Below are 26,218 nucleotides of genomic sequence, written 5' to 3' on the forward strand. Positions count from 1 at the left end.
TTGAGTACGGCACCGCAAGCGGATCGCAACCTGAACTCGGCATTCTTCATGACATGCACGACCAGACAAGGCCCGGCTGTCCCGGGTGCGGCCTGCCCGTCACGGGAACCTCCGAGCGCTGCCCGCGCTGCGCGCTGCCGCTGAAGGGGCCGACGGCGGCCGAACTGTGGCGGCTCGACGTGGAACTGGCCGGGCTGCGGGCCAGGCAGACGGACCTGCTGGCTCGCCGGAACCACCTGCTCGGCGTGTTGCGGGCGGAGGGCGCTCGTCCTGCGGCTGTGGGGCCTGCGGGTCCCGCTGTGGGAGCTGGTGGGTCCGGGGTCCCTGGTGTGGGATCCGCCAAGGGGTTTGTGGGACCCGGGGAGGCGCCTCGGAGGGACTTCTCGCCCAAGGCGGTGCAGAACCTGCTGCTGACGCTCGGCGGGCTGCTGCTGATCGTCGCGGCCGTGGTGTTCACCGTGGTCAGCTGGGGACACATCGGGATCGGCGGGCGTGCCGCCATCCTGGCCGGGGTCACCGCCCTCACCCTCGTCGCGCCGAAGCTTCTCCTGGGCAGGAGGCTGGACGCGACCGCAGAGACGATCGCGATGTTCGGCGTGGCGCTGCTCCTGCTGGACGGCTACGCGGCCCGGCAGGCGGGGCTGTTCGGCGCGGACGGCCCCGAGACGAGCCACTACGCCGCCGCGTTGGTCGGGCTGGTCGCGCTGGCCATGGCGGGATACTCCCGGCTGCTGCCATTGCGGCTGCCGCTTCCGGTGGCCGTCGTGTTCGCCCAGATCCCGCTGCCGTTGCTGGCGTTCGACACGACCGCGCCGTGGTTCACCGCCTCCCTGACGGCGAACGCCGTGCTCGACGCCGTCCTCCTGCTGTTGCTCGGAGCCCAGGCCGGGAGGACGACGGCCAAGGTCTGCTTTGGGGTGACGTGGACGCTGGGCGTGCTCTACGGACTCCTGGACTCGGTGGTCGAGCTCACCGGCGGGGGACCGGTGACCGCCCTGGCCAGGGGCGTGCTGCTCGTCGCCCTCGCCGCGCTCGGGCTCGCCGTCGCCGGACGGGCCGGGCGGGTCGCGCTCGGGTTCCTCGCCTTCGGTTCGATGTTCGCGCTGGCCATGGGCCTGGCCGCGCCGGTCTGGCGGTGGCTCCCCTCCGACTGGCGGGGCGTGCCGTACACCGTGGGCGCACTGGTGGCCGTCGCGGTCGCGCTGTATCTGCCGGGCCTGAACGCACGGGTCCGTCGCCCCGGCGCCCTCTCCGCGGGGGCGGTCGCCGGGCTCACCGCCCTGCCGGTCGTCCCCTGGATCGCCTCCGAGGTGCTCACGCCGTTCATGCTGCTGGAACGGGTGTGGGCGTGGCCCGCCGACCTCGACGACGGGCAGGCCTGGCCGTTCGCCTCCGCCGCGCTGGTACCCGCCCTGCTGGCCGCCGCCCTGACGGTGGCGGCCCTGCGGCGGCCTGTGGTGGGGGACGGGGGTGGTGGCTCGGGTGCGGGGGGCTCGATGGGCGTGCCGGTGGGCGCTTCGGGCGCGGACCGGACGGCTTCGGGCGTGGACGAGGCGCCTTCCGCGGCTTTGGATGTGGACGAGCCGGTGGATGCCCCGGTGGGCGCTTCGGGCCTGGGCGCTTCGGAGGTTGGCGGGGCGGTGGGTGCCTCGGGGGTTGGTGGAGCGGCTTCAGCCGGGGATGAGCCGACGGATGTACCGGTGGGCGCCTCGGGGGTTGGCGGGGCGGCTTTGGGGGTGGATGTCTGGCGGTTGGTGGGGGTTTCCGCCCTGGTGATGGGGGTGGCGGCGGTGCTCGCGGTTCCCGGTGCCTTCGCGCTCGGTCACATGGCCGCCCTCGTCGTTCCGCTGGCCCTGGCCGTGGCACTCGTGGCCTGGCTGACCCTGACGGGCGAGGCGTGGCGGGCGTGGACCCTCACGGTGGTCGCCGTACCGGTGACGCTGGTGGGAGTCGTCACCGCGTTCGCCACGCGGGCCGAGACGTACGGCGCGCTGGCCGTGGCGCTGGTGGCGTGGACGGCGGCCACGGTCGCGGGCCGGGTGCCGAAGGTGCGGGCGGCGGCGCTGGTCATGGCCGTGCTCTCGGCGACCGGCCTGATCTGGGCGGTCGCGGCAGGAACGGGCTGGCAGCCGGTGACCACCGGCCTCGCACTGGCCCTGGCGGCCGGTTCGGTGCTCGCGGTGGGTCTCTGTGTGACGTACGGCAGGGCCAGCGGGGAGGCCGTCACCCCGGAAGCCGACGTCCGGGATGCCGTCGATCAGAAGGCGACTGATCGGGAGGCTACCGGTCAGGAGGTTTTCTCCCAGAGGGAGACCCTTCAGGAGGTTTCCTTCCGGAGGGACATCTATCAGGAGGAAGGCGTCAAGGAGGGCACGGCTCGGAAGGCAACCGGTCAGGAGGCCACTGATCAGGGGGCTTCCTCCCGGAGGGACACCCCTCAGAAGGACACCGCCCGGGAGGACACCGCCCGGGAGGAAGCCGTCTGGGAGAACTCCGGTCGAGAGAACTCCGTTCGGGAGAACCCCGTTCAGGAGGGCGCCGGTGGAGGGAACGTTCAGGAGGGTTTCGGTCGGGAGGACGTTCGGGGGGACACCGCTCGGGAGGGCGTTACGCGGGAGGAGACCGCTCAGGAAGGCGGGAACGGTGGGTGGCCCGGGAGGCGGCGGGATCCTCGGTGGGGGGCCGGGCTGGGGCTGGGGGCGTTGCTCGGTATGTGCGCGGTGCCGCCGATCGCCAGTCCCCTCGCCGGGATCGTCGGCTTCTACCGGCCGCTGTTCTTCCCGTGGACGGGGCAGCGGGTTCTGCCGGTTCACCTGCCGATTCTCGTCGTGGTCGCGGCCCTGTTGGCGGTGACGGCGGTTACGGTCTCCTGGCAGGTGGCGGGGCGTGGGGCCGGGCTCAGGGCTGCCCTGGTGGCCTCGCCGGTGCTCCTGGCGACGTTGCCGCTCTCGGTCGGCCTGCCGTACCCGGTGGAGATCGGGTTGCTCGTCGCGGGGCTTGTCCCTGCGGCGTGGGCGGCGGCGCGGAGCCGTACGGAATGGACATTTGGGGCGGCGACCGGGCTGTGGGCGGCGTCGCTGGCGGTCTCCTGGTCGCTCGTCACGCAGACCGCCACGCTGGTCACGCTGCCGGTCGTGGCGCTGGCCGCGGCGGTGACCGCGTTCCTCGGGCGGGAGCGGCGGGTGCGGGCCGGGGGTGCCTGCGTGGCGACGCTGCTCGCCGGGATGCAGGCGCTGGCCGTTGGTCTGGCGCTCGACTGGCCCGCGCGTACGGCGGCCTTCGGCGTGCTCGCCGTCGCCTGCGTCGCGGCGGCCGTCGCGGGCCGTTTCAGGAGGGAGACGTTCGCGGCCGGAACCGAGGTGGCCGGGTACGCTCTGGCCCTGGTCGGCCTGGCGCTCGCCGCCGACGGCCTCGCAAATGCCTCGCTGGCCTGCGCCGTCGTCGGCGTGATGATGGCCGGTACGGCGCTGCGGCCCGACCGGCGCCGGGCGGGATACGTGGGGACGGGGCTGTTGCTCGTGGCCTCCTGGCTGCGGCTGCTGGCCTCGGACATCACGGTGATCGAGGCCTACACGGTGCCGTTCTCGCTGGTCCTGCTCGGGTTCGGCTGGTGGAGGGCACGCGGGCAGGCGCGTTCCTCATGGCTCTCGTACGGCCCGGCCCTCGGTTCGAGCCTGCTGCCCAGCGCGGTCGCGGTGCTCAACGGGTCCGGGTGGGTCAGGCCGCTGCTGCTCGGCCTGGTGTGCCTGGCCGTACTGCTGGCCGGGGCACGGGCACGGCTGCAGGCCCCCGCGCTACTGGGCGGCCTCGTCCTGGCCGTCGTCGTCCTGCACGAACTCGCGCCGTGGATCGCGCAGGCCGTGATGACGGTGCCGCGCTGGGTGCCGATGGCGCTCGGCGGCCTGCTGCTCGTGGTGGTCGGCGCGACCTACGAGGCCCGGCTGCGGGACGTGCGCAGACTGCGAGCGATGGTCGGCCGGATGCACTGACCCGGCCGACCACCTGGTCACCGTACGGGATCGACCGGAGCGGCGGGGACGTCGGAAACGGGGGGAACGGTGGCTGTGGAAGTAGTGGCGGCGGTTCTCGCGGGAGAGACGGCGACGGAGAGGCTGGAGGCGGCCGGAGGGGCTACGTCGGAAGCCGGAGTGGCTGCGCTGGAAGAGGGAGCGGCGGCTGTTTTGGCGGGGGCAGCCGCGACGGAGCTGGTTGAAGCGGTGGTTTTGACCGGGGCGACGGAGACGGTGGAGCTAGCGGGTTTGGCCGAAGCACCGGAGGCGGCGGGGGTGGAGTCGGCTGTTTTGGCGGGGATAGCCGGGGCGGAGCCGGTTGAAGTGGCGGTTTTGGCCGGGGCGATGGAGGTGGCGGCGTTGGAATCGGTGATTTTGGCGGGGGCGGAGCTGGTTGAAGGGGGAACGGCGGTGGAGGGGCTGGAAGCGGTCGGAGGAACGACGGCGGGGGCCGGAGGTGCTGCGATGGAAGTAGGGGGAGCAGGGGGGACGGCGGTTGTGGAAGCGGGGAGCGTGGGGGCGGAGATCACCGCGATGATTCTGCCTTCGGCGCATGAGCCGTCGCGGTCGCAGGCTCTGACCGGCACCTCGTGGATTCCCGGTGCCGTCGATCTGAGTGTCACCCGGCCCTCGGAGGTGACCGTGGCCTGGGGGCTCGCGGTGTCGTTCAGGAGGTAGGTGATCTCGCCGCCCTCCGGGTCGGACGAGGTGAGGGAGCCGGTGAGTTCGCCGTCCGCGGGGCCGGTCAGCAGGAGATAGGGCGAGGTCGGCGGCAGGTTCCGCACGCACGGGGGCTCGCACGAGATCTCCACCGAGTCGAGGAGGTTGCCCTGGTTGGGCAGGCCGCTGCCGGAGGAGATGGAGACGAACTCAAGCCGGGTGACGGTCTGACCCGGTGGGACCAGATATCTGCCCGTGTAGTGGCCCCATTTCGCGCCGCCGTCGGCGATGTCCGGGGTGCTCTGGCCCTTGGGAACCTGGGTGACCCCGCCGATCCTGACCTGCAGGACGTCCTTCGTGTTCCCCTCGGTGCGTCCCCGGTGCGCCAGGTGCCAGGTCAGCGTCGAGCCCGGCACGGTCCTGACGTCCTGGGAGAGCGTGGCAGGCGCCGTACCGTTGACCTCGGCGAACTGCCTTCCGGTGTCGGGCCGTACGGCAGGAGCATCGGGCCCCCAGACCTCGACAAGCCCGTCCCCCGCCGAGGTCTTCCACCCGGGCACCCCGGAACGCAGGTTGCTCTGACCGTGTAGACCACCGGGCTCCTCGAACCCCCCGTTGACCAACCTGCACGCCGAGGCCGGAACAGGGGCCAGAGCCGAGACCGGAGCCGAAGCTGGAGCCGAGGCCGGGACCGAAGAGGCCGAAGCCGGGGCTGAAACCGAGGCCAGAGCCAAAGCCGGAACCGGAGCCAGGACCGAAGAGGCCGGAGCCAGGACCGAAGAAGCCGGAACCGAGACTGGGGCCAGAGCGGAAACCGGGGCCAAGGGCAGGGCGGGAACCAGGGCCGAAGCGGAGGTCGGATAAGCGGTGGTGGTTACGCAGGTTGTGCAGAGGAGGGCGATACTCAGGAACGCCCGGGAATGTGGTCTTTCCATCTGTTTCCCCCCGATCGAAGGACGCCTGGCCGGGGGGATCAGGCGTTGAGCGGGGGAAATGCTACAGCGATCGTCGTGGCCGTCCGTCGAGAAACGCGCGGGTTCCGGTACCCCGGGTGGAGAGTCGGGGGCATATGGTTACGATCCCCAACATGGCCTAATAAGGCGCCGTAAGTCCTTCTCCTTCGGAGAGATATGGCGTTAGCTTTCGGACATGGGCGATCAGGTCCGGTGGCGATCAGGGAGGTAGGGACGTGAAGGTCGGGGTCGTCGGTGCGGGGATCGTGGGCCTGGCCGTCGCCAGGGAGCTGGCGCTGACGCATGGGGCCACGGTGACCGTCCTCGACAAGGAGGACCGCGTCGGGGCGCACCAGACCGGCCACAACAGCGGAGTGGTGCACGCGGGCATCTACTACAAGCCGGGCTCGCTCAAGGCCAAGCTCTGCCGGGACGGGATGGCGCTGCTGAGGGAGTACTGCGCCGAGCACGCCATCGCCTACGACGAGGTCGGCAAGCTCGTGATCGCCTCGACCCCCGCGGAACGTTCCGGGCTGCACGGCATCGCCGAACGGGCCCGCGCGAACGGGGTTCCCGGGATCGTCGAGCTGGACGCGCTCGGGCTGCGTGAAGTCGAGCCGCACGCCGTCGGGGTGGCCGCGGTGCACTCCCCGCACACCGCCATCGCCGACTTCCCCGCGGTCGCCCGCCGCCTGGCCAGGGACGTCGAGGAGTCGGGCGGCTCGGTGCTGCTGTCCCATCCGGTGCGCGCGCTGCGGGAGACCGCCAACGGCGTGGAGGTGATCGCGGGAAGCCGCAGGCTCGCCTTCGACCGCCTGGTCGTCTGCGCCGGGCTCGGCACCGACACCGTCGCCAGGATGGCGAAGTCGACGGCGGACGTGCGGATCGTGCCCTTCCGCGGCGAGTACTACGCGCTGGCCGGGGCCTCGAAGGACCTGGTCAGGGGCCTGATCTATCCGGTTCCCGACCCGCGCTACCCCTTCCTGGGCGTGCACCTGACCCGCAGGATCGACGGCGAGGTGCTCGTCGGCCCCAACGCGGTCATGGCGCTTGCGCTTGAGGGCTACTCGTGGCGTGACGTCGATCTGGCCGACCTGCGCAGGACCCTGACCTGGAAGGGCACCAGGAAGCTGGCCGCCCGGCACTGGCGCACCGGGGTCAGGGAGGTGGTCGGCTCGATGTTCAAGGGCTCCTTCCTGGCGGCGGCCCGCCGCTACGTCCCCGAGCTGACCGGCGCCGATCTCGTCAGGACGACCGGTGGCGTAAGGGCCCAGGCCGTCGCGGGCGACGGGAGCATGCTGGACGACTTCGCGATCGACGTGCAGGGCCGGGTGGTGCTGGTGCGAAACGCCCCGTCACCGGCGGCGACCTCCAGCCTGGCGATCGCCAGGCACATCGTGGGGTTAACCTCAGTATTGACCAATTAACTCCTTTTTCATGTGGGCGAGTGAAGATAAACCCGTGACCGATTCCCCTGAGGCTCGCCTCTTGATCGTCGAGGACGAGCCCAACATCCTCGAACTGCTGGCCGCGAGCCTGCGGTTCGCCGGATTCGGGGTTAACACGGCGGGAAGCGGAACCGAGGCCGTCGCCGCGGTTCAGCGGTATCGTCCCGACCTCATCGTGCTCGACGTCATGCTTCCCGACATGGACGGCTTCGACGTCGTACGGCGGTTGCGCGGCGGCGGTACCGACACGCCCGTGCTCTTCCTGACCGCCCGCGACGCCACGGAGGACAAGATCCGTGGGCTGACGGCCGGTGGGGACGACTACGTGACCAAGCCGTTCAGCCTTGAGGAGGTCGTGGCACGCATCAGGGCGGTGCTGCGCCGTACCGGAGCGGGAGATCTGTTCGCCAGGCCGCCCAGGCTCACCTTCGCCGACATCGAGCTCGACGAGGAGAGCCACGAGGTGTGGCGCGGGGGCAAGCCGGTCTCGCTGTCGCCCACGGAGTTCAAGCTGCTGCGCTACTTCATGGTCAACGCGGGACGGGTGCTGTCGAAGGCGCAGATCCTGGACCACGTGTGGGACTACGACTTCCGGGGGGACGTGGGCATCGTCGAGTCCTACGTCTCGGTGCTCCGCAGGAAGATCGACAACGTCGATCCCCGGTTGATCCACACCCTGCGCGGGGTCGGCTACGTGCTTCGTCTGCCACCGGGACACTGATGGGCCCGATGGTCGGAGCCACCCCGCTCAGAGTCAAGCTGATCGCCGTCGTCCTCCTTCTCCTCACCGTCGCCCTCGCGCTGATCGGCTTCGGCAGCGTCTCGATCATGCGCGGCTACCTCATCGACCGGGTGGACAGCCAGGCGCAGTTGAACGCCGACAGCGTCATACGCCGCCTGCACCGCAACGGCCCCGCGACCCTGGTCGGCAGGCCGGTTCCCTCCGACACCCGGGTGGAGATCCGCGACCCGCACGGCACGATCACCCTGCTGCTCCAGGGCACCGACGTCGAGAACAAGGCGGGTCCCCATCTGCCGCCCGTCGTGGAGAGCTATCCGTTCGAGATCGACGAGTGGCGGGTCCACCGCTTCCCCACCAACGACGGCGGCAGCGTCGTGGTGGCCGTGGACATGTCCGAGGTCCGGCAGATCGTCGGCCAGCTCGCCCTGATCGAACTGCTCGGCGGTGGCGGTCTCATGCTGATGCTCGCCGGGGTCGGGGTGGTGATCATCCGAAGGAGCATGCGGCCCCTTGAGGAGATCGAGCAGACCGCCCAGGCCATCGCCGCCGGTGACCTGAGCCGCCGTGTCCCCGCCGCGAATCCGGCCACCGAGGTCGGCAGGCTCGGTCAGTCGCTGAACAGCATGCTCGCCCAGATCGAGTCCGCCTTCGAGGCCAGGTCGGAGTCGGAGCTCTCCGCCCGCCGTTCCGAGGAACGCATGCGCAGGTTCGTCGCCGACGCCTCCCACGAGCTCCGTACGCCGCTGACGTCGATCAGGGGCTTCGCCGAGTTCTACCGGCAGGCCCCCGAGGTCGATCCCGCGCCGCTGATGCGCAGGGTCGAGTCGGAGGCGGTCAGGATGGGCCTGCTCGTGGACGACCTGCTGATGCTGGCCAGGCTCGACCAGCAGCGGCCCATGGCCATGCGCCCCGTGGACCTGCTCGCCATCGCCGCCGACGCCACCCACGACGCCCGCATCCTCGCCCCCTCCCGCGAGGTGACGCTCACCGTCGACGGCGCCGCCCTCATCGTCTCCGGCGACGAGGTACGGCTGCGCCAGGTCGTGGGCAACCTGACGAACAACGCCCTGACCCACACCCCGGACGGCACCCCGGTCCGCATGACGCTCTCGGCGCAGGGCTCCATGGCGGTCGTCGAGGTGACCGACGAGGGGCCGGGGCTCAGCGCGGAGCAGTGCGAGCGGGTCTTCGAACGGTTCTACCGGGTCGACTCCTCACGAGGCCGCCGCGCCCCCGAGGACGGCGGCAGCGGCCTCGGTCTGGCCATCGTGGCGGCCATCGTCGAGGCCCACGGCGGCACCGTCGCCGTGGACTCCGACCCCGGCAAGGGTTCGACCTTCCGCGTGACCCTCCCCCTCGCCCCCGACTCCGCCTGACCGCTCAGGGCCGGGGTTACGAGAGGCCGCCGGGCCAGGTGCCGTCGGGGAAGCCGCCGGTGGTGGCGCCGGTGGGGAGGACCACCCGGTCGTTCTCGGTGAGGCCCGAGGTGATCTCGACGTACTGGTCGCTCCGCACGCCCGTCGTCACCACGCGCTCGCCGCCACCCTGCACGGTGACCCGCGAGACGCCCTCCTTGGTCCGTACGGCCTGCGCGGGCAGATAGAGCGCGGCCTGGGACTGGGCGACGGTGACGGTGACCGTGGCGGTCTGACCCACCAGGAGGTCGGTGGGGGCCTCGTCGAAGACGATCGTGACCCCGTACCTCACGAGCTGGCCGGTGGTCGTCGCGGTCGGCGCGATGTGGGTTACCGTGCCGTCGTACTTTTTGCCCTCCCGGGTGGCGAGGGTGATCGTGGCGCGCTGTCCCAGTTTGAGGCTGCCGATGTCCGACTCGGTGAACAGCGCCTCGACCTGGAGCTCGTCGAGGTTGCCGAGGGTGACGAAGGCACCGGTTCCGGCCTCGTCGCCGACGGCGCCCGCCACGGACATCACGGTCCCGTCGGCGGGAGCCGTGATCTGTACCCCGTCCAGCTCCTCACGGGCGTCGGTCAGCTCGGCCTGCGCCCGCTTGACCTGGGCCTGCGCCTGGTCGACGCTGAGCGCCCCCTGCCCGCCCGTCCCCCTGGTGCCCCCGCCCTGGAGCTGGGCCGTCTTGCCCTGGCCGGTGCTCTGGCCGGTCCCGCGCTTGACGCCCTGCCCGGCTGTTCCCTGGCCTTTACCGGTGCCGGTGCCGGTGCCGGTGCCGGTGCCGGTGGTGGCGCACGTGGTCGGCCTTGCGGTCGCGCCCGGCTTCGCCGTCGGCTTTCCGCTGGGCTTGGCAGTGGGTTTGGCAGTGGGCTTGAGGGTGGGTTTGGTGGTGGGCCTCGGGGAGGGCTTCGCGGTGGGTTCCTGGGTCGGCTGTGTCGAGGGGCCGGGGCGGGTGGGGGTCACCTGGGGGGTCGCGGTCACCGTGACCGTCGCGGTGACGGTCACCGTGACGGTGACCTCGGGTGCGGGGTGGCCGGACCCTCCACCGTGCCGCTTCGTCCTGGCGGTCGGCGTCGGGGTCGGGGTGGGCGTCGGTACGGCGGTCGGGCCGGTCTTGACGAGGTATCCGGCGGGCACGACCGCGCCCATCCGGCCCGCTCCACCGCTGGGCACGGCGCTCGGGGTGATGTCAGGGACGGCGGGCGTGGGGGTGGACGTGCCGCCCGGCACCAGTGTCTGTTCAGGTTCCGCTGTACGGCTGCGCCCGGGTGACGGGTTCGGCGTCGCCGTACCGCCCGGAGGAGGGGTTGGGGCGGTTGGGGGACACTGCGCCCCACCGGGCTGGCCCTGCCCCTGGGACTGACCCTGGCCATAAGCCTGGCCCTGTGACTGGACCTGGGACTGCCCGGAAGACTGCCCCTGAGCGGCCGGGGTGGGGGAGGCGGACTGGGTTTCGGCGTTGTCCAGGGCTTCCTGGGCCGCCGCGAGTTGTGCCTTGGCCGCCGTGTACCGTTCGCGGGCCGGTGCCGAGCCGATGGTGGCGAGCACCTCACCCCTGCGCACCTTGTCCCCGGCCCTGACGTAGACCTTCTTGACCGTTCCCGAACCGCCGAAGGCCAGCTCCCTGGTCCGTTCGTCCACGGTGTTGCCCGCCGCCGAGACCGCGGCGGTCACGGTTCCGCGCCGGGTGGCGACGAGCTCGACCCGGGGTGCCTTCTCGGAGCCGTCGTCGAGGACGTAGAACACGCCCGCGCCCACGAGGACAAGGGCGGCAAGGGCGAGTCCTCCCACGCGTGCGGGTTTCGGGAGGTTGGTCGGTCTCATGGCGGACCATCTTGGCGTGCCCGATTCACTGCCTGCTCACAAAAACCTGAATATTTCCTGTATGTCCACATCTGTGGAGGGCTTGCAGGAAACACTCAGCAAGAGTTGGGTTTAGCTCAAGTCTGGTACGCCAGGGTCGAGCGCTGTGAAGCTGTCGACCAGGCGTGGGACGCTGCTCGTGAACGGGACCCTGGCGGTCCTGTTGCTGGGCGGCGTGGGAATCGCCTTCTCCTCTCTCGGGGGATCCACCTCCTCCTCCGCGGAAACCGCCGCGACCGCGGGTGGTGTGGCGCGGGCCGTCTCGGTGACCCGGAGCACGGTGACCGCCTCGGTCTCCGCCTCGGGTGCCGTGGAGAGCGCCCGCGCCCGCTCGCTGGGCTTCGGGACGAACGGCACCGTCAAGAAGATCTACGTCGAGGTGGGGGACAAGGTCAAGAAGGGGCAGCTCCTGGCCAGGCTGGACGACAGCGCGGCCCGGGAGAGCCTGGACGCCGCGGCTGCGGCGCTCGACTCCGCCGACGACGACACCTCGACGGCCGCCCTCTACGCCCAGTACGTCAACGCGAGGAACACCTACCGGGAGGCCGGGCGCGCGGTGGCGGCGACGGTCATCAAGGCGCCGTTCGCCGGTACGGTCACCGCGGTCAACGGCACGGTCGGCGGCCCCGCGAGCGGCGGTTCGTCGGGCTCCTCCGGCTCCTCCGGCTCTTCCGGAGGGAACTCAGGCGGGACCTCGGGAGGGAACTCGGGCGGCGGGTCCAGCGGGTTCGTCGAGCTGGCCGACACCCGCAAGCTCCAGCTCGTCGGCACCTTCACCGAGTCGGACATCACCAAGCTCAAGGTCGGCCAGAGCGCCTCGGTCACCTTCGACGCGCTGCCCGGCGTCACCGCGACCGGCAAGGTCACCCAGATCCAGCCGACCGCCTCGACCAGCAACAACGTCGTCCAGTATCCGGTGACGATCTCCTTCGTCCAGGTGCCCTCCGAGATCAGGCTCGGTCAGACGGCCACGGTCAAAGTGGTCGTCGGGGAGGCGGAGAACGTCCTGGTCGTCCCCTCGACCGTGGTCACCACGACGGGCGGACGCAGCACCGTGACCGTCCTGCGGGACGGGGCCCAGAGTCCCGTCACGGTCGAGGTCGGGGTCAGGGGCGACACGCTCACCGAGATCACCTCCGGACTCGCCGAGGGCGACCAGGTAGTCCGCCCGGCCGCGACCGGGACCAACCAGCAGGGCGGCTTCCCCGGCTTCGGCGGCGGAGGCGGAACCCGTGGCGGAGGTCCCGGTGGCGGCGGTGGGCTCGGGGGCGTCAGGTGACCGCCCCCGTCCTGTCCCTCACCGACATCACCAAGGTGTACGGCAGAGGCGACGCCCAGGTCAGGGCGTTGCGCGGGGTGTCCCTCACCGTCGAGAGGGGCGACTACGTGGCCGTCATGGGCGCCTCCGGCTCGGGCAAGTCCACGCTCATGAACATCCTGGGCTGCCTCGACATCCCCTCCTCGGGCCGCTACCTCATCGACGGTGTGGACGTCGGAACCCTGGACGAGCGCAGGCTCGCCATCCTGCGCAACCGCAAGATCGGGTTCGTCTTCCAGTCGTTCAACCTCATCCCGAGGATGAGCGCGCTGGCCAACGTCGAACTGCCCATGGCCTACGGCGGGGTCTCCGCCACCGAGCGCAGGACCCGCGCGCTGGCCGCGCTTGAGCAGGTCGGCCTGTCCGACCGGGTACGGCACGAGCCCAACGAGCTGTCCGGAGGTCAGCAGCAGCGGGTCGCCGTGGCCAGGGCGCTGGTCACCTCGCCCGCCCTGCTGCTCGCCGACGAGCCGACGGGAAACCTCGACACCAAGGCGACCGGGGACGTGCTGGAGATCCTCGACGGGCTCAGCGAGGCCGGCCGTACGATCGTGCTCATCACCCACGAGGACGACGTCGCCGCGCACGCCAAGCGGGTCATCCGCCTGGTCGACGGACTGGTCGTGGACGACCACCGTCAGGCGCCGGTCGACGGCCCACCGCCCCGCTCGGCCACCAGGACCCAGCCCGTGCCGGGAGGCGCCTCGTGAGCAGGCTGGAGATCCTGCGCTTCGCGCTGCGCGGCCTCGCCGCCAACAAGCTGCGCAGTTTCCTGACGACGCTGGGCATCCTGATCGGGGTCGCCGCGGTGATCCTGCTGGTCGCCTTCGGTGAGGGCGCCTCGCAGAGCATCCAGAAGAGCATCCAGCGGCTCGGCGCCAACACCCTGACCGTCTCCGCCTCCTTCGGCGGGGGCGGCTTCGGCGGCCCCGCCGCGGGTGGGAGCAGGCAGGGCAACGGCCCCCGCACCCAGGCCAGGCAGCTCACCCTTGAGGACGCCAAGGCCCTGGCCGATCCCGAGCAGGTGCCCTCGGCCAAGAGCGTCTCCCCGGTGGTGAGCACCGGTTCGGCGACCGCCGTACGCGACGGTGCGAGTCACACGATCTCCCAGCTCGTGGGCACCTACCCCAGCTACTTCGAGGCGACGAACAAGCCCGTCGAGACCGGGTCCTACTTCGTCAACGACGACGTGCTCGCGGCGCGGAAGGTCATGGTGGTCGGCAAGACGGTCGCGACGGAGCTGTTCGGCACCGCGAACCCGGTCGGCGAGCAGGTCAGCCTCTCCGGGGTGCCGTTCACCGTGATCGGGGTGCTGAAGGAGTCGGGCTCCTCGGGACTCGGCTCCCAGGACGCCGACGACGTGGCCATCGTGCCGCTGCCCGCCGTACAGCAGAGTCTGACGGGGTTCGGCGCGCTCAGCTCGATCGTGGTGCAGGCGACCGGGACCGACACGACCACCTCGGCGCAGAACGAGGTGACCGCGGTGCTCAACCAGCGCCACGGCATCACCCCGACGGGCAGCGCGGACTACCGCATCCTGAACCAGGCGACCCTGCAGGAGACGGTCAGCTCGACCGTGGGGATCTTCACCGGCCTGCTCGGCGCGGTCGCCGCGATCTCCCTGCTCGTCGGCGGCATCGGCATCACGAACATCATGCTGGTCACCGTCACCGAGCGGACCAGGGAGATCGGCATCAGGAAGGCGATCGGCGCGCCCAGGGGAGCCATCCTCGGCCAGTTCCTGCTTGAGGCGACGGTGCTGAGCCTGCTGGGCGGGCTGACGGGCGTGCTGATCGCGTTCGTCGGCACCCGCTTCACGGTCGCGGGCATCGAACCGGTGCTGGTGCCGTCCTCGATCGCGTTGGCCCTGGGCGTCTCCGTGGGCATCGGGCTGTTCTTCGGCGGCTACCCGGCGAACCGGGCGGCCAAGCTCAGACCCATCGAGGCGCTGCGCCACGAATGACCTGTACGACCTGTGCGAGCTATACGAGGAGAAGAGATGGGCGACGGCGCGGACGACAAGGCCCCGGCGCGGGAGTTGCTTGAGTCCTCCCCGTTCAAGGGCGACCTGGACGGCGAGCTCGCGGCCGGGGGCAGGCGTGGGATCTCCAAGCTCACCCTGGTGCTCGGCGCGGCCCTCGCGCTCGTCGTCGGGGTGATCGTGGGCATCCAGGCGCAGAAGGCGCTCGGCGCGCCGACCGGCGACCGGGCTAATGCCGTACGGCAGGGCCCGGGTGGTTACGGCGCTCCCGGCGGCTACGGGCAGCGCGGCGGATTCGGCGGCGGCCAAGGAAACGGGCAGGGGAACGGGCAGCGTGGTGGATTCGGCGGTGGCCAGGGTGGCATGACCGTCGGCACCGTGCAGAAGGTCGAGGGCGGCAAGGTCTACCTCCAGCAGCAGGACGGGACCGTCGTCACCGTGAACACCACAGACGAGACGAACGTGCGGATCTCCAAGGAAGGCAAGGTCAGCGACCTGACTGCGGGCGGCACGGTCGTCGTGCAGGGCGCCAAGGGCGAGGACGGCTCCGTCACCGCGACCTCGATCAGCGAGGGTGGGGGCAGGCGATGACGGTCTCCTCTCTCAGGAAACGTTCAGCCGGACCTGAGCTGCGTTCCAGGGGGGTGGGCAAGCCTCGTGATGTGCTGGACAAGGTCGAAGCCAGGTTGCTGATCGTCGACGACGAGCCGAACATCCGCGAGCTGCTCTCCGTCAGCCTGCGCAGATCCGGCTTCGAGGTGGTGACGGCGGCCGACGGCAGGGAGGCCGTGCACTTCGCCGAACGTATCCGCCCCGACCTGGTCGTGCTCGACGTGATGCTGCCGGACATGGACGGGTTCACGGTCGCCGGGCGGCTGCGGGCGATGGGCGGGCAGATCCCCGTGCTCTTCCTGACCGCGAGGGACGCCACCGACGACAAGGTCACCGGTCTGCGGGTCGCCGACGACTACGTGACCAAGCCGTTCAGTCTTGAGGAGGTCCTGGCCCGCATCCGGGCCGTGCTGCGCCGTACGCGAGGGGACCTGGACCTGCCCGTCCGCCTGAAGGTCGCCGACCTGGAGCTGGACGAGGAGGCGCACCAGGTCTGGCGCGCGGGCAATGCCGTACGGCTCTCGCCGACGGAGTTCAAGCTGCTGCACTACTTCATGGTCAACACGGGCAGGGTGCTGTCCAAGGCGCAGATCCTCGACCACGTCTGGAACTACGACTTCGGGGGAGACGCCGGGGTCGTCGAGTCCTATGTCTCCTATCTCCGGCGCAAGGTGGACATGACCGAACCACGGCTCATCCACACCTTGAGGGGCGTTGGGTATGTTCTCCGGCCGCCCCAGAGTGATTGAATATTCAGCGGACATTCAGCTTCGGCTCAAGTGACCCTGAGCTTCGGGTGTTCCAATGAACAGCGAGTGACCCCCGATCACCCCGCGGTCGCGCGGAAGGGTCGGGCTCGCCTCCAGCTGCGGGGGAGACGAGCTCGGACGAAGCCCTCACGCGGACTTCGGGGTTAAGGCCCCACCGCTCTACCGGGTTCGCCCCCGTGATCCGGTCGAGCGGTGGGGCAAAACCATGTCTAGGGGGCGTTCGCCGGGGAAAGTCGCTCCTATGAGCCGGAGCGACGGGCTGCTTGAGGCGCTGCGCGAGCTGCGGCGCCACCTCGACCGCGATCTTTTCCCCCTGGCCGCCGGTGACGCGCCGGCCGGACGTGCCGCCCAGCGGGAGCTGGCCGGCCAACTCGACGACTACCTGATCCCCAGGCTGACCGCGCTCGACGCCCCGCTGCTGGCCGTCGTCGGCGGCTCGACGGGGGCGGGCAAGTCCACGCTGGTCAACTCCGTCGTCGGCACCGACGTCACCGAACCGGGGGTGCTGCGGCCGACCACGCTCGCGCCGACCCTGGTGACCAATCCCGCCGACGAGGCGTGGTTCACCGCCCAGCACGTCCTGCCCGGTCTGCCCCGCGTCACCGGCGCCCGTGGGCAGCCCGGCACGCTGCGGGTGGTCACCGCGCCCTCGCTGCCCGCAGGTCTGGCCCTGCTCGACGCGCCGGACATCGACTCGGTCGTGGCCGCGAACCGCGAACTGGCCGCGCAACTGCTCGCCGCAGCCGACCTGTGGCTGTTCACGACCACCGCCGCCCGCTACGCCGACGAGGTGCCGTGGGGCTTCCTGCGCGCGGCCAGGGAACGCAGCACCGCGCTCGCGGTCGTGCTCTCACGGGTGCCCCCCGAGGCCATGGGCGTCGTCAGGAAGGATCTGGCCAGGCTCCTTGAGGAGAACGGCCTCGGCGGGACCCGGCTGTTCGAGGTGCCCGAGCTGACGCTGCCCGAGGAGAACGGCCGCCTGCCGCGCTCCGCCGTACGGGACGTCACCGACTGGCTGACCGGCATCGCCGCCGACTCGCAGGCCCGCGCGCGGGTGGTGCGCCAGACCCTGTCCGGGGCGCTGGAGAGCCTCGCCGTGCGGGTGCCCGCGCTGGCCGACGCCGTCGACCACCAGCACGCCGCCGCCAGGGAGCTGCGCTCGCTGACGGCCGACGCCTACACCGCCGGTCTGGCCGCCTTCGACGAGGGCATGCTCGACGGGTCGCTGCTGCGCGGTGAGGTGCTGGCCCGCTGGCAGGACTTCATCGGCACCGGCGACCTGATGCGCTCCCTGGAGAGCAGGGTCGGCAGGTTCAGGGACCGGATGGTCGCGCTGTTCACCGGCCGCCCCGCCCCGGAGAACGACCTGCGGGTCGCGCTGGAGAGCGGCGTCGAGGCGCTGATCAGGGCCTCGGCCGACGGCGCCGCAGAACGCGCCCTCGACGCCTGGACCGCGCGACCCACGGGCCGCGCCCTGCTTGAGGAGGCGGGGGTCGTGGCGGCGGGACGCCTGGGCAGGGCCTCGTCCGACCTGCCGACCAGGGCAGAGACGGCGGTCAGGGGCTGGCAGGGATACGTGCTCGACCTGGTCCGTGAGGAGGGCGCCGACCGGCGGAGCGTGGCGAGGTTCACCTCCTACGGCGTCAACGGCGCCGGGCTGCTGCTGATGCTCGCGGTGTTCGCCTCGACCGGTGGCCTGACCGGCATCGAGGTCGGCATCGCCGGAGGCACCAGCGTGCTGAGCCAGAAGCTCCTTGAGGCGGTCTTCGGGGACCAGGCCGTACGGACCCTCACCGTCAAGGCCCGCGCGGACCTGCGAGCCAGGGTGGCCATCCTCCTCGACGAGGAGGCCGACCGGTTCACCGGCCTCCTGGACGCGGTCGAACCCCCGAGGGAGGTCGGCACCGCACTACGCGAGGTGGCGGTAGCCGTACGAGAACGCAGGAGAGAACTCCCCTCGACGGGGGGTGGACCGGAGCTCGGAGGCAGACCGGACGCGGTGCGTGGGGACGAGCCGGGCGAGGTGACCGGAAGCGGACCGGGTGGGACGCCTGGGGATGGGCTGCGTGGGGTGTCCGGAGGCGGACCGGATGGGGGCTCGCGGGGGGTCGCCGGGGGCGGATCGGATGGGGCGCGTGAGGGGGAGGAGTGGTGAAGCTGCTGCGTCGCAAGGAGGCCGCCTCTCTCGACGACCGGCTCGACGCGCTGGCCAGGGCGGCGGACCTGGCCGAGGGACGGCTGGCCGAGGACGTGGTCGCCGGGGCGCGTTCCGTGGTCGCCCGAGCGGGGGTACGGCGTGGCCTGTCGGTGGGCCACACCGTGGTCGCGCTGGCCGGAGCCACCGGAAGCGGCAAGTCGTCGCTGTTCAACGCGCTGTCCGGCACCGAACTGGCCACGGTCGGGGTGACCAGGCCGACCACCTCGACCGCGCAGGCCGCGCTCTGGGACGGCGAGGGCGCCGGGCCGCTGCTCGACTGGCTGGAGGTGCCCCGCCGCCACGAGGTGCCGAACGCCGAGGGTGAGGCGGCCGGGCTGATCCTGCTCGACCTGCCCGACCACGACTCGATCGAGCCCTCGCACCGGCTTGAGGTCGATCGGCTGGTCGAGATGGTCGATCTGCTGGTGTGGGTGCTCGACCCGCAGAAGTACGCCGACGCGGCAGTTCACGACCGCTACCTTCGCCCGCTCGCCGGGCACCGGGACGTGACGGTCGTCGTGCTCAACCAGATCGACCGGCTCAGCCAGGACGCCGCCCGGCGCTGCCTGGACGACCTGCGGCGGCTGCTCGATGAGGACGGCCTTGGCGGCGTGCCGCTGTTCGGGATCTCCACGCGTACCGGGACAGGCATGCACGAACTCGGCAAGCTGCTGGCCGCCAGGGTCGCCGACCGGCGCTCGTGGGCCACCCGTCTTTCCGCCGACGTCGGTACGGCGGCCGCCCGGCTGGACACCGCCTCGGGAACCGGGAAGCCGTCGCGGGAGGACGTGGACGGCCTGGCCGGGCCGCTGACCGCCGCGCTGTCCGACGCGGCCGGGGTGCCGGTCGTGGTCAGGGCGGTCGCGACCTCGCACCGGCACCGTTCGATCGCCGCGACCGGCTGGCCGCCGACCCGGTGGCTGCGCCGCTTCCGCCCCGACCCGCTGCGCCGCCTACGGCTGGCCGCCCAGACCGAGGGGCCGGTCGGCCGTACGTCGATGCCCGCCGTCTCCGCCGTGCAGCGCTCCAAGATGGACACCGCGATCCGTCGCACCGCCGACACCGCCGCCGAAGGACTGCCCGAACCATGGGCGGCAGCCGTACGGCGTGCGGCGAGGTCGCATGGGGACGAGCTTGAGGACGGCCTCGACCGGGCGGTGGCCGCCACCTCGCTTGGTTCGGCGAGGAAGCCCGTGTGGTGGCGGGTTGTCGGGCTGGCGCAGTGGCTGGTGTTCGCGGTCGCCCTGGCGGGCGGCCTGTGGCTGCTCGGCCTCGCGGGCCTGGACTATCTCCGGCTGCCCAGGCCGTACATGCCAACGGCCGGAGAACTGCCCTGGCCCACGGTGCTGCTGGTCGGCGGCATCCTGCTGGGACTGCTGATCGCCGGACTCTCCCGCCTGGCAGCCTGGGCAGGCGGCCGCCGAAGGGCCCGCAAGGCGGGCAAGGCGCTGCGGGCGAACGTGGACAGGGTAGGCAGAGACCTCGTCCTCACCCCGATCAACGACGAGGTGACCCGCCACAAAACCTTCACCGAAGCCCTCACCGTCGCCGAAGGGTCTGAACGGAGAGCTATCTAGTACTCCAGTGACACTTCGCGATCATTGCTCGGACCCGCCCGGCTGGGGTGGCGTAGGCGAGGAAGACGCCGATCTGGCAGTTCTCGATGCGGCCCGCGGTGCCGCTGTATTGCCGCTGCACTCCGGCCGAGCCGGTGCCCTTCTTGACGAAGCCGGTCTCATCGGCGATCAGCACGCCGTCGGGGCCGAGCCGGTCGACCACGAAGTCCCGGATGCCATCGCGGACCGCATCGGCGTCCCAGCGGGCGGTGCGGAGCAGTCGCTGCAGGGTCTGCGGGCCGGTCAGTCCGGCGTGCTCGGCCAGGTTCCAGCAATTCTTGCGGTCGATGTCGGCCAATAGGGCGCGTACGTAGGCGGTGGCGGCGCGGCGTGGTTCGACGCGGCCGAAGTGGCTGGCGATTCGGGTCATCAGCTCGTTGAAGATGACCATCCAGCCGTCAGGGTCCACGCTGTGGAGCGCGGCCACCGCACGATCTTTGGTTGTCTTCACAAACTCCGAACGATCACGCGGTGGCCGTTGCCATGTGACCCGATCCCACAAGATCGTGAACTGTCACTGGAGTATTAGTCATGGGCTACCGGAACCGTCAGGGCCTGGTGAGTCACCGCCGGATCCCGGCCGAGGTGCCCGGCCCGGCGGCCGGGCACCGGTCGTCGGGTCACTTGACGATGATCTGATGGGTGGCCTGGGCTGGTCCGGTCCCGCCATCCCCCGCATAGCTCGCGAGGTAGCTGTACCTGCCGGCGTTGGCGGGCGTGTCGGTGAACGTGTACGTGCCGTCGGCGTTCACCCTCACCGGCGGGAGCTTGACGGTCTTACCGCTGGTGCCCTTGACGTACAGGGTGCGCCGCACGGTGAGCGTGGACCCCGGAGAGGGCGGCCTGTCGCCCGCCGCCAGGACGCCGCTCAGGTCCACGGCCGTGCCGGCGACGCCGGACTGCGGCCCTGTCAGGGTGAGCGTGGCTTCGCGCTTGACCGTCACGGTGACGGAGGCGCTGCTGCGGCGGTGGCCGTCGTCGCCGTCCCAGAACACCCAGTAGATCACCTCGCCGATGTACGGCGGCAGCTCGAAGACGGGCGTGTCCTGGAAGGTGAACGTGCCGTCCTGCCGCGTCGTCACGCCGGTGATCGGCAGTTTCCTCCAGCCGGGCAGGTACTGGATCACCGTGAGCGGCTTGAGCCCGAGCGCCTCGCCGTCGGCGCGGGTGAGCCGCCCCTCGACGGTGATCGGCGAGCCGACGTACGCGTCCGCGGGGGCCGTCACCGTGAGCTTGGTGGCCGGTAGCGCGACGCCCGTCACCCGCCACAGCAGCAGCCGGTCCGTGGAGCTGCGCAGCAGTGCGAAGACGTCCGTGCCGGAGAATGCGACGCCGTCCGGGAGCAGTTCGGCGTCCGGCTGGTCGGCCGCGAACAGCTCCGCGCCCGTCGCCGCGTCGTAGAGGGTGAGGTCGGTGCTGCCCCACTGGCGTCCGGCCGCGACGTACGCGCCGTCCGAGCCGAGCGCCACGGCGGACGGGTACCCATCCCAGCCATCGCCGTAGGTGCCGGTCGCCGCCAGGGTCCTGGTGTCGTACCTGGTGAAGTGACCGGGGGTGTCGGCCGCGCTGAACAGGGTGCCGCCGTCGGAGCTCAGGGTGAGGTCGCGCAGAGAGTCGATGCGCCACTCCTTGCCGTCGATCGTGCCGCGCAGCGCGGGGACGCCGTCGCCGAGGTCGTAGACCAGCATGTCGGCGTGGTGCAGGGCGGTCTGGCCGACCACGAGCGTGTCGCCGGCGGCCGCGAGCACGGGAGGCCGCAGGTGCTCGCCCCCGACCGCCACGGGCGCCGGGGCGCTCGCGCTGAGATCCAGGCCGACGACGCCGCCGGGGCCGTTGTCGCATCCGTGCCCCACCCACAACCGCTCGCCCAGCAACGCCAGGGTGGACGGGCAGGGGTGGGCCGACAGGTCGATCCGGCGGGTGACGGCGAGGCTCGCGGTGTCGATCTCGGCGACCTCGTTCGAGCCGGTGAGAGCCGCGTACAGGCGGGTGCCGTCCGCGTTCACGGCCAGCTCTTGGACGCCGGGCAGGCCGGTGACGGCACCGCCGGTGAGGTTTCCGTCAGTGCCGGCCACGATGATGCGGTCGCCGGCCGGAACGAATACCCGGCCGCCGCCGACGGCCAGGTCGGCGGTGTAGGAGTCGGTGACCCCGAGGTCGGTGGTGGTGCCGACCGCCGAGGCGGCGGGGGCCGCGACGGTGAGCAGGCCGGTGATCAGGCCGGCGGCGCCGCAGTAAACGGCTAATCGGCGAACCAGGGATGGGGACACGAGAGCCTCCTGCCGGGATGGGAAAATATGTTCTAATAACGTCTCATGGGTGCTCCCACGTCAAGATCATTCGGTCGCGCGACACCAAACCGTGATCAAGCATCCTCCGGGGTTAGAGACCGGGACGATTGTCGGTGCCCGCCGACATAGTCGTCGCCATGACGATTCCCCTCACGTGAGTCCGCGCCGTCCGCGGCCACGAGCCAGGCGCTGGACGGGATGACCCTGCGCTGTAGGAAGACCGGCGGCCAGCTGCTGGCGTCCGTGCCCAGGGCCGTGCGGTCCAGCCCGGTCGGTGAGCAGTTCGCGGCGCTGCTTGAGCACCTGGACGGGCACGAAAAGGAGTGCCGCGCCACCGTGGAGTCATGGATGCTGAACGGGCTGCCGGTGCCTGCCGGACTCCTCGCCGGGGTGTGGCCCGATCCCTGGTGGCGGGCCTGCCTGCGGCATCTGGTGGTCCGCGTGGAGGGGCGGGCCGAGCTGCTGGAGGAGGTGTCCGAGGACAGGCGGGCGAGCGTCAGGACGGCGGACGGCGTCCCGTACGAGTCGCCGCCCGGCGCCCCGGTGACTCCGGCGCACCCCTCCTGCTGGACGCCCCGGGGCCGTGGCGGCGGCTGCTGGCGGAGCATGACGCCGTTCAGGGCATTGAGCAGGTGAGCCGCCGGGTCCATCGCGGGCGGGAGGGCCATGACCCCGAGCCATGTGACCCCGACCCCTCAAAATCCCGAAGTGTCACTGGAGTACTAGATCGTGTAGTTCTCGTGGTCGATTGCGAGTGCCCAGACCGACGCGAAGGAGGCCGCGCAGAGGGCGGCGGCATCCGGGTCGTCAGTCACCTCCACGCCGAGCCATTCGCCGTCGCCGGTGAAGTGGTTCCAGACCACGGTCTCCTCGTCGAACAGCCAGAAGTCGTTTCCCGGCAGGGTGAGCTTCGAGGCTCGCCAACGCGGCAGCCACCGTACGGCCTCGCCCGCCGCGATGTTCACGGCCCGCGTGGCGGCGTGCTCCCATGCCACATAGGCGCTGACCGGTTCGCTGACCACCCGGGCGCGCCGTACCTCCACGCCCCGGTTCACCGCCTCGGCGACCGTCGCCATCCATGGTTCGTCCGATGAGTCGGCCGCCACGGGGGAGGGGCGACCATCCGCGAGCCACCGGGTGAACAACTCGTCCGCCATGTAGCCGTCCCGCATCTCCAGGTGGAGCGCGGAACGCCGGGCCTTGCCGAACAGCGTCGGGAAGAAATCCGGGTCAGGCGGACTCAGATCCGGGCGCACGCGGAGCCTCCAACAGACGGGGTAAGCGGGAATCTGACGGACGGCTCATCCGGAGCGGCCCGGCTGGTTTAGTCCATTGTCGGTACCTGTGCTGGAGCCGGAAGCGTGATGGTCGTTCCGGCCTTCAGGTTTTCACGTACTCGGCAAACGGGATCGCCTCGTTGAGGGCGATTTCCCGGTAGTGACGGTAGAGGTCCACGTCTGGATTTTCCAGCAGTTCCCTGCTGATCTGTGTGCCGTCGGGTGTGTAGTGCATCAGAACTACCCGGTGGTCGTCGAATAGGTAGAAGTCCTGGTCGGGAAGGCCGGGGTTCGGTCTTTCCGTGAGGTCGAGTATCCGGATGTCCTCACCGGCCCGGGAGTGTGGTCCGTAGTACATGAATTCGAACTGGAGATAGGTGCTGAGAGGTTGGACCAGGGTGTGCACGCGCTGAACACGACGGCCTCGCGCGACGTGATCGGCGACCCTGTCCATCCAGGCCGAGTGGTAGTCCTCGGGAAGTCGTTCGCCTTCCAGAAAACTTCTGATCCCGTCTGCCTCCTGTGGCACCCGGTACTGCGAAAGGGTTTCCAGGCGGAACGACGACCGTTCGAAGCCGTGAAGCACCCGTTGCCAGGCATCACCATCCAAGAGCACGGACGGCCTCCCGAATGAGCTTCAGTGAGATGTCGACGATTCCCGCGACGTTCATTCGGAAGGTACGGGGGAGGTTCACACCCGTCAAGCAAGATCGAGGATAATTCGCGGTGAGGAATAAAACGTCGGTCCCGGTGGTCGTCGGGTGACGGCCACCGGGAAGGAAGGCTCCCCTCAGGTCAGCACTGGGCGGCGTGGCCGGCGTTGTAGCCGTCTACCCAGCCTTTTCTGTCCCAGCTGTCCGACTCGTCGTAGGAGAAGCTCGCGGCCTTTTCGCACATGTTGGCCGCGTCGGCGTATCCCTTCTCGTAGGCCTGCTGGTAGGCCGGTGGCTTGTCGTCGGGGGCCGTCACCCGTGCCGAGGCGGTGGTGGCCGGGAGGAACGCGACGCCCGCGAGGGCGAGTGCGGCGAGAAGCGCCGGGCTTGGGCGGTGCCTGCGGTCCATGGACTCCTCCTCTGATCAGGCCTCCGGAGGACTCCCGGAGGACACGATCGACAAGGCCAGAATACGAAGGGATTTATCCGTTAAGTCGGACTTGTGGATTTCTCGGGAAGGGCTTTTATCGGTCTATATCCAGACTTCCGGGAATCCCTGCGACGGCCGGATTTCAGCTCTCGGGAAAATGCTGACCGTTTACCGTGTGCGGCGGTTGGGCGTACCGGGTGGGTTGACGGAGGCGGCCAGGCATGATGGAATCCCGCCTCAGCGTCGCAGTGCACCCGGCAAGGAGATCGTCGAGGGCATGGAGGCGCCGAAACATGGGACAACCATGGAAACCCCCGACACCCGCCTTACGGCGTTCGGCAACCAGTTGATCGAAGTTCACAACTGGCTCCGTGAGGAGCTCGCCAGGCTCGGCGACGACGTCGACGCCCACCTCGAAGGCCGTGCGGAGCGGCCACGACAGCTACGGGCGCACTGCCTGGCCTTCTGCTCCGCGCTGACCCTGCACCACACCGGCGAGGACGCCGGGGCCTTCCCCGCCCTCGCCGAGCGCTTCCCCGAACTGCGGCCCGTCATCGAGCAGCTCGAACACGACCACCTGTTCGTCGCGGACATCCTGCGCGACCTGGAGAACCTGGTCGATGGCCTCGACGACCGGCCACCCGGCCCCGAGGAGGCGCGGCGGGTGCGCGTCACGCTCGACGGCCTGGCCGCCGTCCTGGAGACACACTTCCTCTACGAGGAGAAGAAGATCGTCGCGGCCCTCGACGGCCTCGGCTCTCCCGGCGACCCCGACTTCAGACCCCCCGCCTGGCTCGAATCCTCCAAAAACGACTAACCCCAAAAAGGCCGTTCCTTGCAAGACGCATGCCGTACGGCCTGGCCACGATGGGGGTCATGAGCATTGACCTCGCCGCGGCGGCGTCCTTCATGGCCGCGCACGCGCGTGTTCTCGACCGTCGTCGCTTCCAACTCCTGACCGGCCAGGCCGACCCCGGTGCCGTGCTGGCCGCGCTCGACGGCTACCGCAACGCCGACGGTGGCTACGGGTGGGGCCTTGAGGCCGACCTGCGTTCGCCGGAGAGCCAGCCGGGGGCCGCGCTGCACGCCTTCGAGGTGTTCGAGGACGTCGCCCCGGTCACCACGGGGCGGGCCGTCGAGCTGTGTGACTGGCTCGGGTCGGTCACACTGCCCGACGGCGGCCTGCCCTTCGCCCTGCCGCTGACCGTGGCCGAGGGAACCGCCCCGTGGTGGGCGGCCGGGGCCGAGACGCCGGGTTCGTCGTTGCAGATCACCGCCGTGACGGCAGCCGCCGCGCACCGCGTCGCCGGACACGACCGGGCCGTCGCGGAGCACCCCTGGCTGGCCCGCGCCACCCGCCACTGCCTGGACGCGATCGAGGCGCTCGGGGAGCGGCCCTCCGCCTACGTGCTGCTGTTCGCCGTACGGTTCCTCGACGCCGTGCACGACACGTACCCCGAGGCGGCCGGGCTCCTGCGGCGTCTGGGGGAGTATGTCCCCGCGGACGGTGTGGTGGCCGTCGAGGGCGGCACCGAGGAGGAGGCGCTTCGCCCGCTGGACTTCGCGCCCCTGCCCGGCCGTCCCGCGCGTGCCCTCTTCACGCCAGAGGTGGTCGCCGCGGACCTGGACCGCCTGGCCGGGGCACAGCGGGACGACGGCGGATGGACCGTCGAGTACGCCAGGATCTCCCCGGCGGGAGCGCTCGACTGGCGCGGACACGTCACCGTCCGCGCCGTCGAACTCCTGCGTCGCAACGGCCTCCTGGACCTCGGAGCCGCCACGGCGCTCTGACCGGGGAACATGGCAGGGAACACGTGGAAACCGACGATGTCCTATCCCGATCCGAAGTATTTGGGGGAGAACCGGCCCGCGAGCACTCCGCCGGAGCTGGTCAGGTCGCCGGTCAGCACCGCCTACCTGGCCACCGGGGCCTCGACGAACGGACAGTTCGGCCTCTACCGGTGGAACATGGGGCCGGAGCCGAGCGGCC

General features: G+C 70.8%; 20 protein-coding genes and 1 pseudogene. 14 read left to right on the plus strand and 7 right to left on the minus strand.

Annotation, left to right across the window (positions count from 1 at the left end):
* The first annotated feature begins 53 nt into the window (after positions 1-53).
* Positions 54-3,989 (plus strand): SCO7613 C-terminal domain-containing membrane protein, encoded by a 3,936-nt coding sequence (locus FHS44_RS23285; protein WP_184718092.1) that lies wholly within the window; start codon positions 54-56, stop codon positions 3,987-3,989.
* 17 nt (positions 3,990-4,006) lie between these two features.
* On the opposite strand, the gene FHS44_RS23290 is transcribed toward FHS44_RS23285, so the two are convergent.
* The gene (locus tag FHS44_RS23290) at positions 4,007-5,230 is read right to left on the minus strand and encodes a hypothetical protein (RefSeq protein WP_184718093.1); all 1,224 of its coding nucleotides are present in this window, start codon (positions 5,228-5,230) and stop codon (positions 4,007-4,009) included.
* Between the two features lie 629 nt (positions 5,231-5,859).
* Between FHS44_RS23290 and lhgD the strand changes: the two genes are divergently transcribed.
* Genes lhgD through FHS44_RS23305 form a run of 3 tightly spaced genes read left to right on the plus strand, consistent with a single transcriptional unit; the run spans position 5,860 to position 9,189 of the window.
* The gene (lhgD, locus tag FHS44_RS23295; RefSeq protein WP_184718095.1) at positions 5,860-7,050 is read left to right on the plus strand and encodes an L-2-hydroxyglutarate dehydrogenase; all 1,191 of its coding nucleotides are present in this window, start codon (positions 5,860-5,862) and stop codon (positions 7,048-7,050) included.
* A 34-nt stretch (positions 7,051-7,084) separates the two neighbouring features.
* Positions 7,085-7,792, plus strand: a complete 708-nt coding sequence (locus FHS44_RS23300) for a response regulator transcription factor (protein ID WP_312863780.1) — start codon at positions 7,085-7,087, stop codon at positions 7,790-7,792.
* Between the two features lie 8 nt (positions 7,793-7,800).
* Complete coding sequence (locus FHS44_RS23305) at positions 7,801-9,189, plus strand: sensor histidine kinase (RefSeq protein ID WP_184718100.1); 1,389 nt, start codon at positions 7,801-7,803, stop codon at positions 9,187-9,189.
* Positions 9,190-9,205: 16 nt separating this feature from the next.
* Here FHS44_RS23305 and FHS44_RS41875 read toward each other — a convergent pair whose 3' ends face one another.
* Positions 9,206-11,044 (minus strand): efflux RND transporter periplasmic adaptor subunit, encoded by a 1,839-nt coding sequence (locus FHS44_RS41875; protein WP_184718102.1) that lies wholly within the window; start codon positions 11,042-11,044, stop codon positions 9,206-9,208.
* A 145-nt stretch (positions 11,045-11,189) separates the two neighbouring features.
* Between FHS44_RS41875 and FHS44_RS23315 the strand changes: the two genes are divergently transcribed.
* The 7 genes from FHS44_RS23315 to FHS44_RS23345 all read left to right on the plus strand — a co-directional run bounded on the left by FHS44_RS23315 (position 11,190) and on the right by FHS44_RS23345 (position 19,538).
* On the plus strand, positions 11,190-12,362 hold the full coding sequence (locus FHS44_RS23315) for an efflux RND transporter periplasmic adaptor subunit (protein WP_184718104.1): 1,173 nt from the start codon (positions 11,190-11,192) through the stop codon (positions 12,360-12,362).
* On the plus strand, positions 12,359-13,111 hold the full coding sequence (locus FHS44_RS23320; RefSeq protein WP_184718106.1) for an ABC transporter ATP-binding protein: 753 nt from the start codon (positions 12,359-12,361) through the stop codon (positions 13,109-13,111). The genes FHS44_RS23315 and FHS44_RS23320 overlap by 4 nt, the downstream gene beginning before the upstream one ends.
* Positions 13,108-14,364 carry an ABC transporter permease gene (locus FHS44_RS23325; RefSeq protein ID WP_184718108.1) on the plus strand — a complete coding sequence of 419 codons (1,257 nt, stop codon included), beginning with the start codon at positions 13,108-13,110 and terminating at the stop codon, positions 14,362-14,364. Before FHS44_RS23320 ends, FHS44_RS23325 begins: the two co-directional genes overlap by 4 nt.
* Positions 14,365-14,400: 36 nt before the next feature.
* Entirely contained in the window at positions 14,401-14,973 is a 573-nt protein-coding gene (locus tag FHS44_RS23330) for a hypothetical protein (RefSeq protein ID WP_184718110.1), read from the plus strand.
* A gap of 74 nt (positions 14,974-15,047) precedes the next feature.
* Positions 15,048-15,743, plus strand: coding sequence for a response regulator transcription factor (locus FHS44_RS23335; RefSeq protein WP_221461256.1), 696 nt, complete (start codon positions 15,048-15,050; stop codon positions 15,741-15,743).
* Between the two features lie 262 nt (positions 15,744-16,005).
* Positions 16,006-17,919, plus strand: a complete 1,914-nt coding sequence (locus FHS44_RS23340; RefSeq protein ID WP_246435924.1) for a P-loop NTPase family protein — start codon at positions 16,006-16,008, stop codon at positions 17,917-17,919.
* Entirely contained in the window at positions 17,916-19,538 is a 1,623-nt protein-coding gene (locus FHS44_RS23345; RefSeq protein WP_184718115.1) for a GTPase, read from the plus strand. The genes FHS44_RS23340 and FHS44_RS23345 overlap by 4 nt, the downstream gene beginning before the upstream one ends.
* Before the next feature lie 37 nt (positions 19,539-19,575).
* Here the strand turns inward: FHS44_RS23345 and FHS44_RS23350 are convergent.
* Together FHS44_RS23350 and FHS44_RS23355 are read right to left on the minus strand one after the other, a co-directional pair.
* Positions 19,576-19,968, minus strand: a pseudogene (locus FHS44_RS23350) (IS701 family transposase); the annotation flags it as partial.
* A 229-nt stretch (positions 19,969-20,197) separates the two neighbouring features.
* Positions 20,198-21,847 (minus strand): hypothetical protein, encoded by a 1,650-nt coding sequence (locus tag FHS44_RS23355; RefSeq protein ID WP_184718117.1) that lies wholly within the window; start codon positions 21,845-21,847, stop codon positions 20,198-20,200.
* Between the two features lie 219 nt (positions 21,848-22,066).
* Between FHS44_RS23355 and FHS44_RS23360 the strand changes: the two genes are divergently transcribed.
* A complete protein-coding gene (locus FHS44_RS23360; protein WP_184718119.1) occupies positions 22,067-22,504 on the plus strand; it encodes a DUF4132 domain-containing protein in 438 nt (145 codons plus the stop codon).
* Between the two features lie 86 nt (positions 22,505-22,590).
* Here the strand turns inward: FHS44_RS23360 and FHS44_RS23365 are convergent, their stop codons facing one another.
* The 3 genes from FHS44_RS23365 to FHS44_RS23375 form a co-directional block, all read right to left on the minus strand.
* Positions 22,591-23,124, minus strand: coding sequence for a DUF6879 family protein (locus FHS44_RS23365; RefSeq protein WP_312863781.1), 534 nt, complete (start codon positions 23,122-23,124; stop codon positions 22,591-22,593).
* 124 nt (positions 23,125-23,248) lie between these two features.
* On the minus strand, positions 23,249-23,761 hold the full coding sequence (locus FHS44_RS23370) for a DUF6879 family protein (RefSeq protein ID WP_184718121.1): 513 nt from the start codon (positions 23,759-23,761) through the stop codon (positions 23,249-23,251).
* A gap of 179 nt (positions 23,762-23,940) precedes the next feature.
* Complete coding sequence (locus tag FHS44_RS23375; protein WP_184718123.1) at positions 23,941-24,207, minus strand: hypothetical protein; 267 nt, start codon at positions 24,205-24,207, stop codon at positions 23,941-23,943.
* Between the two features lie 325 nt (positions 24,208-24,532).
* Between FHS44_RS23375 and FHS44_RS23380 the strand changes: the two genes are divergently transcribed.
* Positions 24,533-25,045, plus strand: a complete 513-nt coding sequence (locus FHS44_RS23380) for a hemerythrin domain-containing protein (RefSeq protein ID WP_184718125.1) — start codon at positions 24,533-24,535, stop codon at positions 25,043-25,045.
* Between the two features lie 59 nt (positions 25,046-25,104).
* Positions 25,105-26,019 (plus strand): hypothetical protein, encoded by a 915-nt coding sequence (locus tag FHS44_RS23385; RefSeq protein WP_184718127.1) that lies wholly within the window; start codon positions 25,105-25,107, stop codon positions 26,017-26,019.
* Positions 26,020-26,218: the final 199 nt, after the last annotated feature.

This window comes from Streptosporangium saharense, assembly GCF_014203715.1.
Taxonomy (GTDB): Bacteria; Actinomycetota; Actinomycetes; order Streptosporangiales; family Streptosporangiaceae; genus Streptosporangium; species Streptosporangium saharense.

What these genes read in the sequence shown, in the direction of transcription:
- FHS44_RS23285 (WP_184718092.1), top strand. Translation starts at nt 54, where the DNA reads ATGCACGACCAGACAAGGCCCGGCTGTCCCGGGTGCGGCCTGCCCGTC.
- FHS44_RS23340 (WP_246435924.1), top strand. Translation starts at nt 16,006, where the DNA reads ATGAGCCGGAGCGACGGGCTGCTTGAGGCGCTGCGCGAGCTGCGGCGC.
- FHS44_RS23375 (WP_184718123.1), bottom strand. Translation starts at nt 24,207, where the DNA reads ATGGACCGCAGGCACCGCCCAAGCCCGGCGCTTCTCGCCGCACTCGCC.
- FHS44_RS41875 (WP_184718102.1), bottom strand. Translation starts at nt 11,044, where the DNA reads ATGAGACCGACCAACCTCCCGAAACCCGCACGCGTGGGAGGACTCGCC.
- FHS44_RS23330 (WP_184718110.1), top strand. Translation starts at nt 14,401, where the DNA reads ATGGGCGACGGCGCGGACGACAAGGCCCCGGCGCGGGAGTTGCTTGAG.
- FHS44_RS23385 (WP_184718127.1), top strand. Translation starts at nt 25,105, where the DNA reads ATGAGCATTGACCTCGCCGCGGCGGCGTCCTTCATGGCCGCGCACGCG.
- FHS44_RS23360 (WP_184718119.1), top strand. Translation starts at nt 22,067, where the DNA reads ATGACCCTGCGCTGTAGGAAGACCGGCGGCCAGCTGCTGGCGTCCGTG.
- FHS44_RS23305 (WP_184718100.1), top strand. Translation starts at nt 7,801, where the DNA reads ATGGTCGGAGCCACCCCGCTCAGAGTCAAGCTGATCGCCGTCGTCCTC.
- FHS44_RS23380 (WP_184718125.1), top strand. Translation starts at nt 24,533, where the DNA reads ATGGAAACCCCCGACACCCGCCTTACGGCGTTCGGCAACCAGTTGATC.